The organism is Erwinia sp. (assembly GCF_049696395.1).
In the GTDB taxonomy this organism is placed as follows: Bacteria; Pseudomonadota; Gammaproteobacteria; order Enterobacterales; family Enterobacteriaceae; genus Erwinia.
Map to the genome: position 1 here is coordinate 81,575 of NZ_JBAVTT010000029.1, position 19,025 is coordinate 100,599.

Below are 19,025 nucleotides of genomic sequence, written 5' to 3' on the forward strand. Positions count from 1 at the left end.
GAAGGAACAGCATGACAGATGTAACTGTAAAATCGCTGGCCGCAGAGATCCAGACACCGGTAGAACGCCTGGTACAGCAGTTTGCTGATGCAGGGATCCGCAAGTCTGAGACTGATTCTGTGACACAGCAGGAAAAAGAAACGCTCCTGACCCATTTGAATCGCGATCATAACGGCGGTTCAGGTAAACTGACTCTGCAGCGCAAGACGCGCAGCACCTTGAATGTTCCCGTTACCGGGGGCAAAAGCAAGTCAGTCCAAATTGAAGTCCGCAAAAAGCGCACCTATGTAAAAGGCGATCCTGCAGAAGCTGAACAGGCTGAAGCAGAAGAGCAGGCACAGCGTGAAGCGGAAGAACTGGCTCGTCGCGAGGCTGAAGAAAAAGCCAAGCATGAAGCCCAAGACAAAGCGAAGCGTGAAGCCGAGGAGCAGGCTAAACAGGCAGCTGATAAAGCCAAACGTGAAGCAGCGGAAAAAGATAAAGTGAGCAATCAACCTACTGATGAAGTAACCCGGGCAACGCAGTCTGATAAAGCCCGTCGCGAAGCAGAAGCTGCAGAACTGAAGCGTAAAGCCGAAGAAGAAGCGCATCGCAAGATTGAAGAAGAAGCGAAGCGCGTAGCGGAAGAGGCTCGTAAAATGGCAGAAGAGAAAGGCACCGAGTGGACTGAGGTTAAAGAAGTTGAAGACACTTCTGACTATCACGTAACCACTTCTACCCACGCCCGTGCGGCTGAAGACGAAAACGATGCGAAGGTTGAAGGCGACCGTCGCACCCGTGCAGTCCGCCCGGCAAAAGCGCCACGCTCCAAGAAAGGCAACAAGCATTCTGAAGCGAAAACTGACCGTGAAGAAGCGCGTGCGCAGGTTCGCGGCGGTAAAGGCGGCAAACGCAAGCCAAGCACTCTGCAGCAGGGCTTTAACAAGCCAGCGCAGGCTGTTAACCGTGATGTGATCATCGGCGAAACCATCAGCGTAGCCGAACTGGCTAACAAAATGGCGGTGAAAGGTTCCCAGGTCATCAAAGCGATGATGAAAATGGGCGCCATGGCCACCATTAACCAGGTTATCGATCAGGAAACTGCTCAGATGGTCGCGGAAGAAATGGGTCACAAAGTGACGCTGCGCCGCGAGAATGAGCTGGAAGAAGCGGTAATGAGCGATCGTGATACTCATGCGCTGCAGGAATCCCGTGCACCAGTCGTGACCATCATGGGCCACGTTGACCACGGTAAAACGTCTTTGCTGGATTATATTCGCTCCACCAAAATCGCCTCTGGCGAAGCGGGCGGCATTACTCAGCACATTGGTGCATACCACGTTGAAACTGAAAACGGTATGGTCACCTTCCTGGATACCCCGGGACACGCCGCGTTTACCGCAATGCGTGCTCGTGGTGCTCAGGCAACGGACATCGTTATCCTGGTTGTAGCGGCAGATGATGGCGTGATGCCACAAACTATCGAAGCTATCCAGCACGCTAAAGCGGCGAAAGTGCCGGTTGTTGTAGCGGTGAACAAGGTTGATAAGCCAGATGCCGATCCAGAACGTGTTAAAAACGAACTGACCCAGTACGGAATCATTCCGGAAGAGTGGGGCGGTGAGAACATGTTCGTGAACGTGTCTGCTAAAGCCGGTACCGGTATTGATGACCTGCTCAACGCCATCCTTCTGCAAGCAGAAGTTCTGGAACTGAGCGCGGTTCGTCAGGGTATGGCAAGCGGTGTGGTTATCGAATCCTTCCTCGATAAAGGTCGTGGTCCGGTTGCTACCGTGCTGGTACGTGAAGGTACGCTGAACAAAGGCGATATCGTGCTGTGCGGCTTCGAGTATGGCCGTGTGCGTGCGATGCGTGACGAATTAGGTCGTGAAGTGACTGAAGCTGGTCCTTCAATTCCTGTTGAGATTCTGGGTCTGTCAGGTGTTCCTGCAGCCGGTGATGAAGCAACAGTGGTTCGTGACGAGAAGAAAGCCCGTGAAGTTGCACTGTATCGTCAGGGCAAATTCCGTGAAGTTAAGCTGGCACGTCAGCAGAAATCTAAACTGGAGAACATGTTTGCTAACATGACCGAAGGTGAAGTTTCTGAACTGAATATCGTACTGAAAGCTGACGTTCAGGGTTCTGTCGAAGCGATCTCTGATTCCCTGCAGAAGCTGTCTACTGACGAAGTGAAAGTGAAAATTGTTGGTTCAGGCGTAGGTGGTATCACCGAGACTGACGCAACTCTGGCCGCTGCTTCTAACGCTATCCTGCTGGGCTTCAACGTCCGTGCCGATGCTTCTGCTCGCCGCGTAGTGGATACCGAAAGTCTGGATCTGCGTTACTACTCCGTCATCTATAATCTGATTGACGAAGTTAAGCAGGCGATGAGCGGTATGCTGGCGCCTGAGTACAAGCATCAGATTACCGGTCTTGCTGAAGTTCGTGACGTGTTCAAATCACCTAAGTTCGGCGCTGTAGCGGGCTGTATGGTGACTGAAGGTAACATCAAACGTCACAACCCAATCCGCGTACTGCGTGACAACGTGGTTATCTACGAAGGCGAGCTGGAATCCCTGCGCCGCTTCAAAGATGACGTTAACGAAGTCCGTAACGGCATGGAATGTGGTATCGGCGTGAAGAACTACAACGATGTGCGTGTTGGCGATATGATCGAAGTGTTCGAGATTATCGAGATCCAACGTACTATCGATTAATGGTCGCCTGAAAACAGTGACTTATTTGGGAGGCCGTTGTGCCTCCCGAATTATTTGGAGAGTATTATTATGGCGAAAGAATTTGGTCGCCCACAGCGTGTCTCCCAGGAATTGCAGAAAGAGATTGCTGTCATTCTGCAGCGTGAGATTAAAGACCCCCGCCTGGGCATGATGGTTACCGTGTCAGGCGTCGATTTGTCTCGCGATCTGGCCTACGCCAAAGTGTTTGTTACCTTCCTGAACGACAAAGACGAAGACGCTATTAAAGGCGGCCTGCGTGCACTGGGTGATGCTTCTGGTTACATCCGTACGCTGCTGGGCAAAGCAATGCGTTTACGCATCGTGCCTGAACTGACCTTCTTCTACGACAACTCGTTGGTGGAAGGGATGCGCATGTCTAACCTGGTTACTAACGTGGTCAGAAACGACGTTGAACGTCGTGGACCGCAGGAAGAGCAGGAAGAAGAAGACAAGAAGGAAGACTGATGAGCCGTCCTCGTCGTCGCGGACGCGACGTCCACGGTGTTCTGCTGTTGGACAAACCCCAGGGACTGTCGAGTAACGATGCCCTGCAGAAAGTGAAGCGGTTGTTCACAGCAAACCGTGCTGGCCACACCGGCGCGTTAGATCCTCTGGCTACCGGCATGCTGCCGATCTGCCTGGGGGAAGCCACCAAGTTTTCTCAGTATCTGCTGGACTCAGATAAGCGTTATCGCGTGATTGCCCGTTTGGGACAACGCACGGATACCTCTGACGCCGATGGCGCAATTATCAGCGAACGTCCGCTAGCCTTTACTCAGGAACAACTGGAGAAGGCCTTAGACAGCTTCCGTGGGGAAACCCAGCAGGTGCCGTCTATGTATTCAGCGTTGAAGTATCAGGGTCGCAAGCTGTACGAGTATGCCCGAGAAGGCGTTGAAGTCCCGCGTGAAGCCCGCAGCATTACCGTTTACGAGCTAAAGTTTATTCGCTGGGAAGGCGACGAGCTGGAGCTGGAAATCCACTGTTCTAAAGGCACCTATATCCGCACCATCACCGACGATCTCGGCGAGATGCTGGGCTGCGGAGCGCACGTAATTTACCTGCGCAGATTACAGGTTGCTACCTATCCCATCGCCAGTATGGTGACGCTGGAACAGTTGGCTGAACTAAGTGAAGAAGCTTACCGCACAGAGCGCACGCCGGCAGAACTGCTTGATGCGTTACTGATGCCAATGGATAGCCCGGCAGCCGCTTATCCAGCGGTAAATCTGCCTTTAGCTGTCTCAGCTTACTTCAGGCAAGGCATGCCAGTGCAGGCCGCTAATGCTCCTTCTTCCGGCCTGGTTCGGGTCACGGAAGGCGAAGAGCAGAAGTTTATCGGCATGGCTGAAATTGCTGACGACGGTCGCGTGGCGCCACGCCGGCTGGTTGTAGAATATTCCGACTAGTCATTTGCGTAAGCTTCTGGCTAAGAGTAGAATGGCGCGGCTTTACCATTGGGTTGCTGAATTAGAGATCGGCGCCTGTACATTTATCTTATAATTTGGAGTTATCATGTCTCTAAGTGTTGAAACTAAAGCGCAGATCGTTGCTGATTACGGTCGTGATGCGAATGACAGTGGTTCTACCGAAGTTCAGGTTGCTTTGCTGACTGCGCAGATTAACCATCTGCAGGGTCACTTCTCTGAGCACAAAAAAGACCACCACAGCCGTCGCGGTCTGCTGCGTATGGTTTCCCAGCGTCGTAAGCTGCTGGATTACCTGAAGCGTAAAGATGTAGCACGTTACACCAGCCTGATCGAGCGTCTGGGTCTGCGTCGCTAGTCTTAGAGTTTGCCAGGTCATTTCGGGCCATTCTGATGGTCCGAAATACGGTAATGGCAGATTCGTGCGAGTTTCGCTAAAAAGGGGCCTTTATGGCCCCTTTTTTCAGGTCAGCGGCAGCATTTCAAGCCAAACTATTGTATTGTTGCTGGGTGTGATCTTCAGTTGCAGAGGTTCGCGCGGCTAATGAGAGGCTTTGTCCCATAAGGGATTAGGGTTGTCATTAGTCGCGAGGATGCAGATGAGGATTTAAAATTAACGGCAGGGTCAGTGCCTTGCCAGTACGTTAAGGACATAATTTTGCTGAACCCGATCGTAAGAAAATTCCAGTATGGTCAGCATACCGTCACCATTGAGACCGGTATGATGGCTCGCCAGGCAACGGCAGCCGTAATGGTAAGCATGGACGACACCGCTGTGTTCGTTACCGTTGTAGGCAAAAAGACCACTAAGCCAGGACAGGACTTTTTCCCGCTGACTGTTAACTATCAGGAGCGTACTTACGCTGCTGGTCGTATCCCAGGCAGCTTCTTCCGTCGTGAAGGCCGTCCAAGCGAAGGTGAAACCCTCATCTCTCGCCTGATTGACCGTCCGGTTCGTCCGCTGTTCCCGGAAGGCTTCATTAACGAAGTCCAGATCATTGCAACCGTGGTGTCTGTTAACCCACAGGTTCACCCTGATATCGTGGCGTTGATCGGTGCTTCTGCAGCGCTGAGCCTGTCAGGTCTGCCTTTCAATGGTCCAATCGGTGCCGCTCGCGTTGGCTACCTTAACGATCAGTACGTGCTGAACCCAACAACAGATGAGCTGAAAGAAAGTAAGCTGGACCTGGTTGTTGCTGGTACTCAGGGCGCGGTATTGATGGTTGAGTCTGAAGCTGAACTGCTGAGCGAAGACCAGATGCTGGGTGCTGTGGTGTTTGGCCATGAGCAGCAGCAGATTGTTATCGATCAAATCAACGACCTGGTGGCTGAAGCTGGCAAACCACGTTGGGAATGGCAGCCAGAAGCTGTCAACGAATCTTTACAGGGCCGTATTGCTGCGCTGGCTGAATCCCGCCTGAGCGAAGCTTACCAGATCACTGAGAAACAAGAGCGTTATGCTCAGGTTGGTGTGATCAAGTCCGAAACTACCGCAGCACTGCTGGCGGAAGACGCAAACCTGGACGTTAACGAAATCGGCGACCTTCTGCATTCACTTGAGAAGAACGTGGTTCGTAGTCGTATCCTGAGCGGCGCTCCACGTATCGATGGTCGCGAAAAAGACATGATCCGTGGTCTGGATGTGCGCACTGGCGTTCTGCCACGTACTCACGGTTCCGCGCTGTTCACCCGTGGTGAAACTCAGGCACTGGTTACCGCTACACTGGGCACCGCCCGTGATGCGCAGAACCTGGATGAGCTGATGGGTGAGAAGACTGACAGCTTCCTGTTCCACTACAACTTCCCTCCGTACTGCGTAGGCGAAACTGGCATGGTTGGGTCGCCTAAGCGTCGTGAAATTGGTCACGGTCGTCTGGCGAAGCGTGGCGTGTTAGCTGTGATGCCTAAAGCCGATGCGTTCCCGTACACCGTGCGTGTAGTGTCAGAAATTACTGAATCAAACGGCTCTTCTTCAATGGCTTCCGTGTGTGGTGCTTCTCTGGCACTGATGGATGCAGGCGTACCAATCAAAGCAGCCGTAGCCGGTATTGCGATGGGTCTGGTAAAAGAAGGCGAGAACTTTGTGGTTCTGTCTGACATTCTGGGTGACGAAGATCACCTGGGCGACATGGACTTCAAAGTAGCCGGTAGCCGTGAAGGTATCACCGCGCTGCAGATGGACATTAAAATTGAAGGTATTACCCGCGAAATCATGCAGGTGGCTCTGAATCAGGCTAAGGGTGCGCGTCTGCACATTCTGGGCGTGATGGAACAGGCTATCAGCACACCGCGCGGCGATATTTCTCAGTTCGCACCACGTATTCACACTATCAAAATCAGCCCGGACAAGATCAAAGACGTGATCGGTAAAGGCGGTTCTGTTATTCGTGCGCTGACTGAAGAAACCGGCACCACCATCGAAATCGAAGATGATGGCACGGTGAAAATTGCTGCGACCGACGGTGATAAAGCGAAATATGCTATCCGTCGTATCGAAGAGATCACTGCAGAAATCGAAGTGGGCCGTATCTACCAAGGTAAAGTGACCCGCATCGTTGACTTCGGTGCCTTCGTAGCTATCGGTGGTGGTAAAGAAGGTCTGGTTCACATCTCTCAGATCGCTGACAAGCGCGTAGAGAAAGTGACCGACTATCTGCAGATGGGCCAGGAAGTGCCGGTGAAAGTACTGGAGGTTGATCGCCAGGGCCGTGTGCGTCTGAGCATCAAAGAAGCGACTGAGCAGGCTGCAGAGCCTGAAGCAGCTGCGACGCCAGCAGCGCCTGAAGCTCCTGAAGCAGAATAAAGTCAGACCCTTAAGCTCTCCCTGTTCGCAGGGAGAGCTGTATCATCGCGAGGACAGGACGACACCTTGTGCACGGCAGGCGGATGAAAGGATGGTCATCCCATTGTTTGTATTTGGGAGTGGGAAATGAAGCCTTTTTTACGCTGGTGTTTCGTTGCGACAGCTTTAACGCTGGCAGGATGCAGCAACTCGGATTGGCGTAAGAACGAGGTTCTGGCTGTTCCGCTGCAGCCTACGCTGCAACAGGAAGTGATTCTGGCACGTATGGAACAAATTCTTGCCAGTCGATCCCTTAGCGATGATGAACGCGCACAGCTGTTATATGAGCGCGGAGTGTTGTATGATAGTTTAGGTTTGAGAGCACTGGCGCGAAATGACTTTTCATTAGCGTTATCTGTCAGACCTGATATGCCTGAAGTATTCAATTACTTAGGCATATACTTAACGCAGGCAGGCAATTTTGATGCTGCCTATGAAGCGTTCGATTCTGTACTTGAGCTTGATCCAACTTACAATTATGCGCATTTAAACCGCGGTATCGCCTTATACTACGGCGGAAGGTATAAATTAGCGCAAGATGATCTGCTGGCGTTTTATCAAGACGATCCTAACGATCCTTTCCGCAGCCTGTGGCTCTATCTCGACGAACGTGAGATGGATGCAGACAAGGCTAAAATAGCGCTTCAACAGCGTTATGACAAAGCGGTCAGAGACCAATGGGGATGGAAAATTGTCGAGTTCTACCTGGGAAATATCAGTGAAAGTACACTGATGGACAGTCTCAAGGCAGACGCAACGGATAACACCTCGCTCGCTGAACATCTCAGTGAAACCAACTTCTATTTAGGTAAACATTACCTAAGTCTGGGGGAGAAGGACGACGCAGAAGCGTTGTTCAAGCTGACGGTCGCTAACAACGTTCATAACTTCGTTGAGCACCGATATGCATTGTTGGAGCTGGCCCTACTCGGCCAGACACAAGACGATTTATCAGAATCTGACCAGCAATAGCTGACGAACTACTATCGCCCTTTTTTCGAAATGTCATCATCTTAGCGGATGAGGGCTTTCTTGTTCGTCGAAACCACTAATTTGAGCCGGTTCACACTTTTTGATGAAAATGACTGAATGTTTTCACGACGAGTTATGTAGACTGGCCGCCGCAATCTAAGAGGCACGTGTACTACATGACTGATATTGAAACCACTTTTGCTGACCTTGGCCTGAACGCCGAACTCCTCGAATCTCTGAACGGTATGGGCTACGTTAAGCCTTCTCCAATCCAGGCTGAGTGTATTCCTCACCTGTTGGCAGGCCGTGATGTTCTGGGTATGGCACAGACCGGTAGCGGAAAAACTGCAGCGTTCTCGCTGCCACTGCTAAACAACATTGATAGCTCCCTGAAAGCACCTCAGATCCTGGTGCTGGCACCAACTCGTGAGTTGGCGGTTCAGGTAGGCGAAGCAATTACCGAATTCTCTAAACACATGAAAGGTCTTAACGTGGTTGCCCTTTACGGCGGTCAGCGTTATGACGTTCAGCTGCGCGCTTTGCGCCAGGGTCCACAAGTTGTTGTGGGTACGCCTGGTCGCCTGCTGGATCACCTGAAGCGTGGCACGTTAGATCTGTCTAACCTGCGCGGCCTGGTGCTGGACGAAGCCGATGAAATGCTGCGTATGGGCTTCATCGAAGACGTTGAAACTATCATGGCTCAGATCCCAGACAATCATCAGACTGCTCTGTTCTCTGCCACCATGCCAGAAGCGATTCGTCGTATTACTAAACGCTTTATGAAAGATCCGCAGGAAGTGCGTATCCAGTCAAGCACGACCACTCGCCCTGACATTTCTCAGAGCTACTGGACTGCTTTCGGTCGTAAGACTGATGCACTGACTCGCTTCCTGGAAGCTGAAGACTTTGATGCTGCGATCATCTTCGTGCGTACCAAAAACGCGACGCTGGAAGTTGCTGAAGCGCTGGAGCGTAGCGGTTACAACAGTGCTGCTCTGAACGGTGATATGAACCAGGCCTTGCGTGAGCAGACTCTGGAACGCCTGAAAGATGGTCGTCTGGACATCCTGATTGCAACCGACGTTGCGGCCCGCGGCCTGGACGTTGAGCGTATCAGCCTGGTGGTAAACTTCGACATCCCAATGGATGCAGAGTCTTACGTTCACCGTATCGGCCGTACCGGTCGTGCTGGCCGTGCTGGTCGCGCTCTGCTGTTCGTTGAGAACCGTGAGCGTCGTCTGCTGCGCAACATTGAACGCACCATGAAGCTGACCATTCCAGAAGTTGAACTGCCTAACGCAGAACTGCTGGGTGAGCGTCGTCTGGCTAAGTTCGCGGCTAAAGTTCAGCAGCAGCTGGAAAGCAGCGATCTGGAACAGTACCGTGCGCTGCTGAGCAAAATGCAGCCTGCAGAAGATGAGCTGGATATCGAAACGCTGGCCGCTGCTCTGCTGAAAATGGCTCAGGGTGAACGTCCTCTGATCGTTCCTGCCGATGCACCTCAGCGTCCTCGTCGTGAGTTCAAAGAGCGTGACGATCGTCGTGGAGACCGTCCAGAGCGTGCTCCTCGTGAAAACCGTGAAGGTGGCGAGCGTCCAGCCCGTCGCGAACGTCGTGACGTTGGCGATATGGAAGTTTACCGCATTGAAGTTGGCCGCGATGACGGCGTTGAAGTGCGTCACATCGTTGGTGCTATCGCTAACGAAGGCGATATCAGCAGCCGTTACATCGGTAACATCAAACTGTTCGGTACTCACTCAACTATCGAGCTGCCGAAAGGTATGCCGGGTGACATCCTGCAGCACTTCACTCGTACGCGTATTCTGAACAAACCAATGAATATGCAGCTGATTGGCGATGCCGTGCCACACAGCAAAGAGCGTAGTGGTGGCGGCGAGCGTCGTGGTCCTGCTCCAGCCCGTGGTGGTTTCGGCGCTGGCAACCGTGAAGGCGGCCGTAGCGATCGTCCTGAAGGCGCTCGTCGCTTCAGCAATGACCGCAACGGACCTGCTGCCGGTGGTGAGCGTCGTGGCGGCGGTTTCAGCCGTGACGGTGGCAACCGCGGTCCTCGTACCGAAGGTGGCAACGCGCCAACTCGTCGTCGTGATGCATAATCACTGACTGACGCTTAACGGCGTTGTTCACACGAAAAGCCAGTCACTTCGGTGACTGGCTTTTTTTTTGCCTGAATATCGGTGAGCAGGGCTGCTACAGGCTGCCGCTCACCTTGTGGTAAATTAGGCCCGTTGAAGAACAGGCCAGTGAGGCAATATGAGAACCCCCGTCAGCCGTACGACACATGAGATGAAGATCAACAACGTCGTGCTGGTTACCGATGTGCTTAAGTCGCTCGGCTCAGCCACTAAAGCAGAAGCTGCTGCACAAACAGGCTTGAGCGTGGCTACCTGCGGCACGGTGCTTAATGATTTATGCCAAAGCGGTGAAGTGCTGGCCCTTGAGCTGGAGTCTTCGCGCGGGGGACGGCCTGCTCAACGCTATGCCTGCAATCCTGATTTCTTCTCTTTATTGAGCCTCTATGCGGAAGGAAGTGATGATTCGTCTGACCTGGTATGGTCGGTTACCTCCGCAACCGGCCAGGTTCTGGCGCAGGGGGAAGTCGGTTTTCTGCCGCTAACGCTGGAAAACTTCATTGAGCAGGCTGCTATGCTGATAAAAGCTTATCCCAATGTGAAAGCACTGGGCGTAGGATTACCCGGCGTGGTGGCGGAAGGCGTTGTGCTCTCTTGTGATATCAGCCTGTTTACTGGTGTACCGATTGCACAGCGGCTGCGCGAACGGCTCGGCCTGTACGTTCAGGCGGACAATGACATGAACTACACTGCCTGGGGGTTTTATCGCAGCAGCGGTGCTGCAGCCACCGCTCCCGTCGCATTCCTGCTGAAACCTGAAGTGCCCTGTACCGGTTGTGGAATAGTGATTAACGGCCAGCTTCTGCAGGGGGCAAGCTACTTCGCAGGTGAGGTCTCTTACCTTCCGTGCAACACACCTAAACCACAGTTGGTGCAGGATGAACTGATTAATATCGTGCTTTCTCTTACGGCAACGGTGAACCCCGCCACGGTGGCACTCTCCGGGCCACAGGTTAGTGAACGGCTGGTTGCACAAATCCGCGAGCGCTGTGCTGAGCGCATTCCTGAACGTCATATTCCTGAGTTGGTCTATCGCCACTCGGTCCGTCCGGACTACTTACAGGGGATCGCGGAACTCACGGCCCAAAGTTACAACCTTCATCGACTCTTTGACCGTTAACCTCTCTACCCACTCCTGCATCCCTCACTTTACGCGGTAATTTCATCACCGCGTGATTTGACAGCTCTTGTCGCGCGATACTATAATCAGCACTTATTATAAGTCTTTTAATAAGTGCGTACTGCTGTTGCAGTGAAACGATTTCCTACTGAGAAAGGCTGACTATGTCCGTTAATCATTCCCTGACTATCGCCGACAACCCTGCCAGACGTTTCGCCACCAGAGCAATCTTCTTTGTCACCGGGATGGCGATGGGACTTTGGGCGGCTCTGGTACCTTTCGCTCAGCAGCGAACAGGAGCCGCCGAGGGTGAATTGGGACTCTTGTTGCTCTGCCTTGGCGCTGGCTCACTGCTGTCGATGATCGGATCGGGACGCATCATTGGCCGATTTGGCTGCCGGGCAGTGATTGTCAGTGCGGTTGTACTGTACTGCCTGATGCTGCCGCTCATGGCAGCGCTGAACGACATCCGCCTGCTGGCGCTGAGCCTGTTTATTTTTGGCATGGGGATTGGCCTGGCTGATGTGGCGGTTAACGTGCAGGGAACGATGGTTGAGCAGGCCGCCGATAAGCCTTTGATGTCTGGCTTCCACTGTCTTTGGAGCGTAGGTGGCATGGTCGGTGCCGCTGGCGGCGCACTGCTACTTGGCAGCGGCATCACCCCTGAATTAAGTACTGTGCTTGCCGTAAGCATAATAGCGCTGGTCACCGTGTTCTCACTTTCAGGCCTGCTGGCTTCAGGTAATCAGCAGCCGGACGGTAACAGCAGCAAAGCGAAGGGACGGCCTAATTTCCGTCTGGTGCTGATGGCAGTGATGGCTATGATTGCCTTTATGGCGGAAGGGGCGGTAATGGACTGGAGCGGCGTCTTTATGACCGGCCAGCGCGGGCTGGCGGTAGAGCATGCCGGATGGGGATTTGCGCTCTTTGCCTTCACTATGTCACTGATGCGACTGACCGGCGATGCCATGGTGAAAAAACTGGGACGCAAGCGCGTGCTGACCTGGGGGGGACTGGTTGGGCTGGCAGGCTATCTGATGGTCGTGTTGCTACCGGGCTGGGAGTTGTCGCTGGTTGGGTTTGCTCTGGTAGGCGTTGGTGCGGCCAATATTGTTCCGGTGCTAATCACGCTTGCCGGTCAGGAAACGGTGATGCCGGTCAACATGTCGGTAGCGTTGGTGGCGACGATGGGTTACCTCGGCGTGCTGGGCGGACCCGCGCTGTTGGGTTGGGTTGCTCATCTTTCCAGTCTTTACGTCGCCTTCACGGTGGTAGCGGCAGCATTTCTGATTATCACCTTTGGCGCTTTTAAACTCCGCTACAAACCCTGAAAATCTGCGGCCTGCTTCCGCCCGAACAACGAGCCGGTGGAATTCAGGTGATTGATGACTGGTGGAAGGAAGAGGGCCTTTCTGAAGAGTGACCCGAAAGCACAGCAGTGCTTTCGGGGGCAGGTTTCTTATGCCTGAAGCGACTTATGCGCTTCCATAGCGAGTTCAAACGAGCGCAAACGCGCCTGCTGATCAAAAATCTGACCATTCACCATGATTTCGTCAGCCTGAGTTTCACGGATCAGTGAAGCCAGTCCCTGACGAACTTTATCCAGATCGCCCACAATCGACATGCTCAGCGCCTGCTGCACACCGTATTGCTCTGAAGGTGACCACAGATTATCCATGTTCTCAACCGGCGCGGGAAGCGGGCCTGGTTTGCCACGGCGCAGATTGATGAACTGCTGCTGCATTGAAGTGAACATGAAGCGGGCATCGCGTTCGCTGTCCGCCGCGACGACATTCACGCACACCATCGCATGGGGCTTCTCAAGGCGGGCCGAAGGCTTGAAGTTTTCACGGTAAAGATGCAAAGCCTGGAACAACATATCCGGCGCGAAATGCGAAGCAAAGGCAAACGGCAGGCCTAGCTGTGCGGAAAGTTGAGCGCTATACAAGCTGGAACCAAGCAACCAGACAGGGATTTTTAGCCCAAGTCCCGGCACCGGTTGTACGGCTGGTTGTTCGCCGTCTTCGGCATCAAACCAGGCAATCATCTCTGAAACGTCAGCCGGGAAGTTATCTACATGGCCGCCCATATGACGGCGAAGTGCCATCATTGTGCGTTGATCCGAACCCGGCGCGCGACCCAGTCCCAGATCGATACGGCCGGGATAGAGAGATTCGAGTGTGCCGAACTGTTCAGCAATGACCAGCGGTGAATGGTTCGGCAGCATCACGCCCCCAGACCCCAGGCGCAGCGTCGTGGTGTTGGCAGCCAGATAACCAATCAGCACGGACGTTGCCGCACTGGCAATACCGGTCATGTTGTGGTGTTCAGCCAGCCAGTAACGGTTATATCCTGACTTTTCCGCTTGCTGTGCGAGTGCCAGAGAAGAGTGAAACGCCTCGCGCGCTGTAGCGCCTTGCGGGATCGGCGCCAGATCGAGAACCGAAAGTGGAACATTTTTTATATCAGACATGGGTGCTCACTTATTCGAAGGGCGGCTTAGCGCCAATACAAATATCTATCCTGGACGATTTCTTCTCAAAAGGATTGGCAGTTTGCAGCACTTTTCACAGCGCCGGGCCGGTCATAAGACCTGCCACTCCAACGGTTCGCGCTCAGGACAGGCTAGTCCGACCAGTATCCTCCATCATCAGTCATATTAAAACTGCCATTATTCTTAGGGGAATTCAGCGGGCCATTAACCCGCTGATTTTTAGTTAACTAATTCCAGCCCGGCCACTTTCCACCAGTAGCCATTACATTGCTGGCGAGAAACCAGCGGTAAAGGGTGTTTCCCGGTTTCATTGTTGCGGAAAGCGTCAAGCATCGACAGGGTGTCACTGCCTTCCGGAGACAGACGCACAATGTCGACCAGTCCCTGCATCGAAATCAGTTCATTGCCCAGGTTATAGCAGTAGCCACTCAGGGTCTGGATGCCGTTAAGCACAAACACCTGCTGATCTTCCTGTGAGCGCAATGCTCTGCCTTGGGGATAGTCAATGCAGCAAGTCTGACAGTCATCTTTACCGCGATTTTCCGCTCTGGCGGTAAAGCAGCGCGCGGAATAAGCCAGAGGCAAATGGCCGTAACTCAGCACTTCTACCTCAAACTTATTCCTGATGCCCAGCGCCTGGCATTGGGTGAGCAAATTGACCAGCCATTCACGGGAAAGCTCAACCGGCATACACCAGCGCACCATGCCCATTTTGTGCAGCAGGCGCAGCGTTACAGCGTTATAACAGTTGAGGGCATGCCCGGCGACAAAAGGCAGGCCGGCCTCAGAAGCCATATTCACCGTGCCCATATCGTTGGCTTCAATCAGAAACTCACCGTTATCGACATACCTTTTCAACTCCGTCAGTTCAGAAGGGGACTGCACCAGTGCCAGCGTGCTGAGAACCACCTGTTTGCCGCTGGCTGCCAGTTCTTTTGCCATGCCCAACCAGTCGGCATGTTTTGTTGCCCTGCGCTTACTGCAAACGGCTTCGCCCAGATAGACGATCTCGGCCTGACTGTCTGCAGCCGCCTGATAAAATGCCTGCAATGTTTCAGTTGGCCAGTACCAAAGAACCGGGCCTAATGCGTATTTCATGGTGATCCTTACTGCCATTCACGGTGATAGGCACCGAGCGTGGTTTGTGTGCCTTCGCTGAGCGCGCTTAATGCGTCCATCCAGCTTTGTTGTGCGGTGAAACTCTGCGGATCTGCTTTGCAGCGATCGATGGCTTGCCGCCAGATGCGAGCGATCTGAGCGACATAAGCCGGACTTCTCTGGCGTCCCTCGATTTTCACCGAGGCGATGTTCGCCGCCAGCAGCGTGGGAAGCAGCTCCAGCGTATTCAGGCTGGTCGGCTCTTCCATGGCGTGATAGGGCACATCATCTACTTTATAACGGCCCTTACAAAGCGTGGGATAACCGGCGTTCTGATTGGCGCTGTAGCGATCGATCAGCACTTCGTTCAGACGCGACTCAAGCCCCGCTGGTGTCTGCTGCCAGCGGACATATTTAGCGGGAGAACAGGCGCCAACGGTGTTCGGAGATTCGCCAGTCAGGTAAGAGGAGAGGTAACAGCGTCCTTCGGCCATGATGCACAGGCTGCCAAAGGCGAAGACTTCAAGCGGTACGGTGGTGGCCCGCGCAAGCTGTCGAACCTGGTGAATTGAAAGTACTCGGGGAAGAACGACCCTCGAAACCTCAAAGTTACGTTGATAGAAATTGATCGCTTCGGCGTTAGTGGCTGAAGCCTGAACCGAAACATGGCGCTCGATGTGCGGATAGCGCTCGGCGGCATACTCCAGCATCGCGATATCGGCAAGGATCAGAGCATCTACACCGGCCTGTGCGGCCATATCCACCGCCCGTTCCCAGCGTTGATAACCGTCAGGGTGGGCAAATGTATTGATCGCAACATGCAGTTTGCGTCTATGCTGATGAACGTAGCGGGAAGCTTCCTGCAAACGTTTCTCTGTGAAGTTGAGCCCGGCAAAATGGCGTGCATTGGTGTCGTCTTTCAGGCCGATATACACGGCATCAGCGCCATTCTCTATCGCCGCCTTCAGGGCAGGTAAGTTACCTGCAGGGCAAAGCAATTCCATATCAAGACATTCCGGATAAACTGAAGAGCCGTCGAGTTTAGTCAGCATGGAGAGGACAATTTTTGATTTAAGGCAGCTAATGGCGTATTGATGGGAAGAGATTTACCGACGATTTCCAGAAAGTTCGCTCATTTTGTTGATCCAACTGCCTGATGTGTTTTGTCAATCTGGCAAAATAGTCGAAATTTACTCAGAAGGAGTCACGATGGTGTTGAACCCATTTCGCGCTCAATTGGTTCGAAAAGGTCCGAAAATGTTACGGATACCGCTGCAGTTTGCGCCGTTTATGATCAAGAAGCAGATGCTGCAGCAGATCCTGAACGGGCAATTTCACCATGCTTTGGCCGAAGGTGAGGTAAACTTTCTGCAGGGGCGTTGGTTAGGGATTGAGATCCGTGACCTCGGGCTGAGCTGGGCAACGACTGTTGAACAGGGAAAAATACGCGTAGCTGAACGGGTGGAAGCGGACGTCTGGTTTCGTGGCGACGCTAACGATCTGCTGCTTATTGCCGCTCGCAGGTTGGATCCCGATACCCTGTTTTTCCAGCGCCGTTTGGTGATTGAAGGAGACACAGAATTGGGGCTGGAAGTGAAAAATCTGATGGATGCGATTGAGCTTGAATTCATGCCAGCGCCGTTGCGCTTTGGCCTTATGCAACTGGCCGATTTGGTTGAGGCTGGACTGACTGAGGACGCGAATTCCCCAGCGGATCGCGCGGGTGCACCATGTTGATTCGTAGTGAAATAGGAATGGATGCGGCGAGTATTGACAGTCTGTTGCGCCGCTGTTTTGAGACCTCCGCAGAAGCCGAGTTGGTTCAGCAACTGCGTGAAGACGGTTTACTTACCCTTGGCGTCGTTGCCACGGATGAGGAAGGCCAGGTTCTCGGGTATGCCGCATTTAGCCCAGTTACGCTGAATGGTGAAGATTATCAGTGGGTTGGCCTTGCGCCACTCGCCGTTGACGCCAGTTTCCGCGGGCAGGAACTGGGTAAACAGTTGATCTATGAAGGGTTGGATACGCTGAATGAGTTTGGCTATGCCGCGGTGGTGGTGATCGGTGATCCGGCCTACTTCGAGCGTTACGGTTTTGAACCGGCAGCCAGGCATCAACTTCGTTGCCGCACGCCGGGCGCGGAGGCTGCTTTTCAGGTCTACAAGCTGGCTGACAATGCGTTTACCGGTGCCGAAGGCCATATTGACTATTCTGCACCCTTTAACCGCTCTTAAGTGCCTCCAGCCAGGCGCTTAATGAGACAGGCTGGTGTTCTACCAGCCTGATCTTCTCCGCACGCTTCAACTGCTTCACCTGATACTCCAGGCGCGAAGCAGAAGAACGGTCGCCAGCTTCGCAGTGAAACAGCAACTCCAGCGGGCCTTTACCGCGTAACGCCTTCGCCCCTTTTCCCGCCTGATGCTGCAAGAAGCGTCTGGCCACATCATTGGTGATCCCGGTATATAACAGACCGCTGGCCGTGCGCAGGATATACAGACGCCAGTGCGCGCGTTCATTTTCGATTATCATTTCTGTCATCACAATTCCTCTGCCCGCAGCATAGCAAAACCTGCTGTGAATGTGGCAAAGTAGCGTTTTTCAGGGAGGCGGAATGTCAGCAAGCGAACACCTAATTGCGATCGGTCGGTATCTTAAAAAACACCATGTGCTGTCCCTTTGCAGTGGCAATCCCGTGTGGTGCGCCAACTGCTTTTACGTCTATGACGCTGAACGGGTCGCGTTCTGGCTGATGACGGAAACGGAAACCCGCCACGGCGCAACGATAGCAAAAGATCCGCTGGTGGCCGGGACCATCAATGGGCAGCCTAAATCGGTACTGTTGATTAAAGGCGTGCAATATTCCGGGCGGATAGTCTTGCTGGAGGGCGAAGAAGAACAGCATGCCCGCAAGGCATACATCAAACGTTTCCCGATCGCGGCAAAAGTCTCTGCGCCGTTATGGGAAATAAAGCTCGATGAGCTGAAGATGACCGATAATGCGTTAGGCTTTGGTAAAAAACTGATCTGGACGCGAGAATAAGTCGTTTATTCAAGCAACATGTAACCTGAAATTGAACCCTGATCAAACTGTGGACAGAGGATCCTGAGTACTATGACGACGTCGGGCGTAGCCTGCAATGATCCGGAGTCATCGGAATGTCCCATATAAGCTCATCACGCCTTACCCTTCCTGCGTTTGCCAGATGGAAACCGCTGCTGTTTTTAGCCGTAGTGGTTGCCGGGCTTTGGTACGTCAAATGGCAGCCTTATTACTTTAAAGCTTTCCTTGCCGCCGACACGCATAGCATTGGCAAGTCTCTGCTCGCCAATCCGAGCGAACACCCTTTACAGGCAGCCTGGGATTATGCGCAGGTCTACTTTCTGGCCGTATGGAAAGCCGCCGTACTGGGGGTGATCTTAGGCTCGCTGGTTCAGGTGCTGATCCCGAGGAACTGGCTGTTACGCACCTTGGGGCAGCCGCGTTTTGCCGGTACGTTGTTCGGCACGTTGCTTTCACTGCCTGGTATGATGTGTACCTGTTGTGCTGCGCCGGTTGCTGCCGGGCTTAGGAGGTCTTCCGCTTCCGTCGGAGGAACGCTGGCGTTCTGGTTGGGCAATCCCGTTCTTAACCCGGCCACGCTGGTGTTTATGGGGTTTGTGCTTGGCTGGCAGTTTGCGGCTATCCGGCTGGTTGCCGGTTTGCTGATGGTGCTGGGGATCGCCTTGCTGGTGCAAAAAATGACGCCAGAAGCGCAAGTGAGCAACGTGATCCCGATGAGGCCAAAAGTGGATAACACGCCGTTTCTGCGTCGCTGGCTTAGCGCACTCTGGTCGTTGTTCTGGAATACCATTCCGCTGTATATCCTGGCGGTTCTTCTGCTGGGTGCGGCACGAGTCTGGCTGTTTCCCCATGCAGATGGCCTTGTCAGCAATACGCTGTTCTGGGTCGTGGCCATGGCGATTGCCGGTTGTCTGTTTGTGATCCCAACGGCGGCTGAAATTCCGATCGTCCAGGCTATGATGCTGGCAGGGATGGGAATGGCACCTGCGCTGGCCCTGCTGATGACCTTGCCAGCGGTCAGCGTGCCGTCATTGCTGATGTTGCACGGCACGCTTCCTGCCCGGTCTTTATGGCTTACAGGTGGGTTAGTGGCGTTAAGCGGGATGATTGTTGGCGGCCTTGGGCTGTTACTGCTTTAAGCCTC

General features: G+C 53.5%; 18 protein-coding genes. 14 read left to right on the top strand and 4 right to left on the bottom strand.

What is annotated here, in order from left to right; all coding sequences use genetic code 11:
- Nucleotides 1-11 precede the first annotated feature (11 nt).
- The 10 genes from infB to WCC56_RS04405 all read left to right on the top strand — a co-directional run bounded on the left by infB (nt 12) and on the right by WCC56_RS04405 (nt 12,559).
- Nucleotides 12-2,696, top strand: coding sequence for a translation initiation factor IF-2 (infB, locus tag WCC56_RS04360; RefSeq protein WP_424691201.1), 2,685 nt, complete (start codon nt 12-14; stop codon nt 2,694-2,696).
- Nucleotides 2,697-2,765: 69 nt separating this feature from the next.
- Nucleotides 2,766-3,182 carry a 30S ribosome-binding factor RbfA gene (gene rbfA, locus WCC56_RS04365; RefSeq protein ID WP_424691202.1) on the top strand — a complete coding sequence of 139 codons (417 nt, stop codon included), beginning with the start codon at nt 2,766-2,768 and terminating at the stop codon, nt 3,180-3,182.
- Nucleotides 3,182-4,126 carry a tRNA pseudouridine(55) synthase TruB gene (truB, locus tag WCC56_RS04370; RefSeq protein WP_424691203.1) on the top strand — a complete coding sequence of 315 codons (945 nt, stop codon included), beginning with the start codon at nt 3,182-3,184 and terminating at the stop codon, nt 4,124-4,126. The genes rbfA and truB overlap by 1 nt, the downstream gene beginning before the upstream one ends.
- Nucleotides 4,127-4,232: 106 nt before the next feature.
- Nucleotides 4,233-4,502: a 30S ribosomal protein S15 gene (gene rpsO / locus WCC56_RS04375; RefSeq protein WP_024966694.1), complete on the top strand. Its 270-nt coding sequence runs from the start codon at nt 4,233-4,235 to the stop codon at nt 4,500-4,502.
- A 300-nt stretch (nt 4,503-4,802) separates the two neighbouring features.
- Nucleotides 4,803-6,947, top strand: coding sequence for a polyribonucleotide nucleotidyltransferase (gene pnp, locus WCC56_RS04380; protein ID WP_424691204.1), 2,145 nt, complete (start codon nt 4,803-4,805; stop codon nt 6,945-6,947).
- A gap of 126 nt (nt 6,948-7,073) precedes the next feature.
- On the top strand, nt 7,074-7,958 hold the full coding sequence (nlpI, locus tag WCC56_RS04385) for a lipoprotein NlpI (protein WP_424691205.1): 885 nt from the start codon (nt 7,074-7,076) through the stop codon (nt 7,956-7,958).
- A gap of 103 nt (nt 7,959-8,061) precedes the next feature.
- On the top strand, nt 8,062-8,118 hold the full coding sequence (gene yrbN / locus WCC56_RS04390) for a protein YrbN (RefSeq protein ID WP_106382000.1): 57 nt from the start codon (nt 8,062-8,064) through the stop codon (nt 8,116-8,118).
- 16 nt (nt 8,119-8,134) lie between these two features.
- Nucleotides 8,135-10,072, top strand: coding sequence for a DEAD/DEAH family ATP-dependent RNA helicase (locus WCC56_RS04395; protein WP_424691206.1), 1,938 nt, complete (start codon nt 8,135-8,137; stop codon nt 10,070-10,072).
- A 157-nt stretch (nt 10,073-10,229) separates the two neighbouring features.
- A complete protein-coding gene (locus WCC56_RS04400; protein ID WP_424691207.1) occupies nt 10,230-11,228 on the top strand; it encodes an ROK family protein in 999 nt (332 codons plus the stop codon).
- Nucleotides 11,229-11,392: 164 nt separating this feature from the next.
- Entirely contained in the window at nt 11,393-12,559 is a 1,167-nt protein-coding gene (locus WCC56_RS04405) for an MFS transporter (RefSeq protein WP_424691208.1), read from the top strand.
- 128 nt (nt 12,560-12,687) lie between these two features.
- Here the strand turns inward: WCC56_RS04405 and WCC56_RS04410 are convergent, their stop codons facing one another.
- The 3 genes from WCC56_RS04410 to ubiU all read right to left on the bottom strand — a co-directional run bounded on the left by WCC56_RS04410 (nt 12,688) and on the right by ubiU (nt 15,824).
- Entirely contained in the window at nt 12,688-13,701 is a 1,014-nt protein-coding gene (locus WCC56_RS04410; protein ID WP_424691209.1) for a luciferase-like monooxygenase, read from the bottom strand.
- A gap of 240 nt (nt 13,702-13,941) precedes the next feature.
- Entirely contained in the window at nt 13,942-14,820 is an 879-nt protein-coding gene (locus WCC56_RS04415) for a U32 family peptidase (protein WP_424691210.1), read from the bottom strand.
- An 8-nt stretch (nt 14,821-14,828) separates the two neighbouring features.
- Nucleotides 14,829-15,824 carry a ubiquinone anaerobic biosynthesis protein UbiU gene (gene ubiU / locus WCC56_RS04420; RefSeq protein WP_424691211.1) on the bottom strand — a complete coding sequence of 332 codons (996 nt, stop codon included), beginning with the start codon at nt 15,822-15,824 and terminating at the stop codon, nt 14,829-14,831.
- 205 nt (nt 15,825-16,029) lie between these two features.
- Here ubiU and ubiT point away from each other — a divergent pair, with 205 nt between their 5' ends.
- Nucleotides 16,030-16,557 (top strand): ubiquinone anaerobic biosynthesis accessory factor UbiT, encoded by a 528-nt coding sequence (ubiT, locus tag WCC56_RS04425; RefSeq protein ID WP_424691213.1) that lies wholly within the window; start codon nt 16,030-16,032, stop codon nt 16,555-16,557.
- A complete protein-coding gene (locus WCC56_RS04430) occupies nt 16,551-17,054 on the top strand; it encodes a GNAT family N-acetyltransferase (RefSeq protein ID WP_424691214.1) in 504 nt (167 codons plus the stop codon). Before ubiT ends, WCC56_RS04430 begins: the two co-directional genes overlap by 7 nt.
- On the opposite strand, the gene WCC56_RS04435 is transcribed toward WCC56_RS04430, so the two are convergent.
- Entirely contained in the window at nt 17,041-17,358 is a 318-nt protein-coding gene (locus tag WCC56_RS04435) for a GIY-YIG nuclease family protein (protein WP_424691215.1), read from the bottom strand. The genes WCC56_RS04430 and WCC56_RS04435 overlap by 14 nt on opposite strands.
- 73 nt (nt 17,359-17,431) lie before the next feature.
- Between WCC56_RS04435 and WCC56_RS04440 the strand changes: the two genes are divergently transcribed.
- Together WCC56_RS04440 and WCC56_RS04445 are read left to right on the top strand one after the other, a co-directional pair.
- Nucleotides 17,432-17,860, top strand: a complete 429-nt coding sequence (locus WCC56_RS04440) for a YhbP family protein (RefSeq protein WP_424691216.1) — start codon at nt 17,432-17,434, stop codon at nt 17,858-17,860.
- Between the two features lie 116 nt (nt 17,861-17,976).
- Nucleotides 17,977-19,020, top strand: coding sequence for a permease (locus WCC56_RS04445; protein ID WP_424691217.1), 1,044 nt, complete (start codon nt 17,977-17,979; stop codon nt 19,018-19,020).
- Nucleotides 19,021-19,025 lie beyond the last annotated feature (5 nt).